At 47.5% G+C, this 1,852-nt stretch carries 2 protein-coding genes; one reads left to right on the top strand and one right to left on the bottom strand.

Annotated features, from left to right (window positions below):
- The first annotated feature begins 138 nt into the window (after positions 1 to 138).
- Positions 139 to 372, top strand: a complete 234-nt coding sequence (gene folK, locus AC0QH1_RS00660; protein WP_442957258.1) for a 2-amino-4-hydroxy-6-hydroxymethyldihydropteridine diphosphokinase — start codon at positions 139 to 141, stop codon at positions 370 to 372.
- Between the two features lie 113 nt (positions 373 to 485).
- Here folK and AC0QH1_RS00655 read toward each other — a convergent pair whose 3' ends face one another.
- Positions 486 to 1,448, bottom strand: coding sequence for an NAD(P)/FAD-dependent oxidoreductase (locus AC0QH1_RS00655; RefSeq protein WP_324628800.1), 963 nt, complete (start codon positions 1,446 to 1,448; stop codon positions 486 to 488).
- Between the last annotated feature and the right edge of the window lie 404 nt (positions 1,449 to 1,852).

The raw sequence follows: 1,852 nt of genomic DNA, 5'->3' as shown, positions 1-1,852 counted from the left end.
AAACGAGCGATCGCCGGCATGTCAGCTTGCGGTCTCCCTCCTTGCTGACAAACTCAATCGCTCAATTCACCACAACTTTGATGATGAATGACAGCCCATCTGTGGTAAAATAGGGCGTCAACTGTAACCGCTCCCGGTCTGTCACCTCTGACGTCGGTTAACAATCGCTGGGCGCTGTTAGATGTAACCCTCTCTCCCCAAAAATTACGCGCAACTTTGCTCGAAATTGAAAACCAGTTTGGTCGCGTTCGAGAAGAACGTTGGGAACTGAGAACTTTAGATTTAGATGTGATTTTATTTGGGGATTTAATCCTGGACTCCCCGGAATTGCAAATCCCTCATCCACGCATGCGAGAAAGAGCTTTTGTATGAGTCCCATTGGCAGAAATTGCCCCGGAGTGGATCGAACTGGTTTCTTAATTGACGATTAGCGAATTGGAGCCAAAGGTGGATGCTTCTGGGGTTAAGTTAGGAGGCGATCGCCCCTAGATCTGCTCGGATCGCAAATCCTCGTCTATACTTCGCGCTACAATTGCACCGTGAGCCACTGCTGTTGCCACACAGGGGTCTCGAGGATTGGCCACATCTCCTGCCGCATAAACGTTCGGTATAGGTGTTCGCAAAAATGCATCCGTGGCGATATATCCGCCGGCGTTCAGTTCCAGAGAACCCATTCCTCCTTCCTCGAATAATTGAACGATTTCCTCTGTGTTGGGAGCAAAACCCATCCGGAAACACAAAGAGTCGAATAGTAGTTCGCGCTCTTGATTATTTGATTCTTTGAAAACTATCTTAATTTTCTCCCCAAGTCGCTCGAAACTCTGAATAATTGCTGATTTGTGCAGGGTTATTTTTCCGGCTTCAACTCCCCGAAGAATCAAATTTTGATTCATAGTGAATCCCTGCAGCTTAGAGCGAACGAATAGGTGAATATGTTTGGCCGTATCTGCAAGTCTGATAGCTATCCCGAGTCCGTTATCGCCACCACCCACCACTGCAACTACTTGTCCGTGAGTAGTGGGAATAGCACCGGGATTAAAGCAGACGCGCGGCGATCGCAAAAGCTGATGACTTCCGGGAATTGATTTTATTGTTTCGTACCCTTTAAATCTTTGACCTGTGGTAATAACAATGGCCTGCGCGGTAAGTTCATAATCTGCCGTGCAAATTTTAAAATTATCTCCCTTGGTAATGCGTTGCACTTGAGAATCTAGCAGCGTCGAAATACATTCTATTTCAAGATGTTGGCGCAATTCCTGCGCCAGGTTTTTTCCAGTTCTTCCCCATATTCCCAAAATCCATGTGTTGTGAAAGGGGTTAATGTTTTGCAACCCTCCAAGTTGTGGGTTCTTTTCGATGATAATCGGGCAAAACCCAAGGTTCTTCAACCACAGGGCGCAGGACATACCCGCCGGACCACCGCCAACGATCGCAATCACCTTTTTCATCACACAACTCCTAAACCATACAATACCTGTCTTGCTTCATGCCAATCTCACGCCCAGCTACTATTTCCATTTGGAGATCCGCTCCTTTAGTCTTCACTTCTGCGTTAATTTAACTGCGTTTTATTTTGCCCCCGCGCGAGATTATCGAGTATTTGTACCTCTAAACCTATATGGATTTGCTCTTCAAAGCAAGCCAACTTCATAAATCTTTACAGTCGGTAGAGGAACTTGGCCTCGGTGACGTATTTGGGAGGGGTTGATTGGTTAAGCGCGATCGCCACCGGACCTCTAGACCCCACAGTTCAAAGCGATCGCGGTGAGTGCCCCAACTGTTCGAGAGGTGCCTCAAAATCATTCAACCCCGGAAGGAAAACGAGCGATCGCCGGCATGTCAGCTTGCGGTC

Source organism: Phormidium sp. CCY1219, from assembly GCF_055795085.1.
The sequence above is the reverse complement of the archived record's forward strand: the minus strand, read 5'-3'. Positions and strand labels throughout refer to the sequence as shown.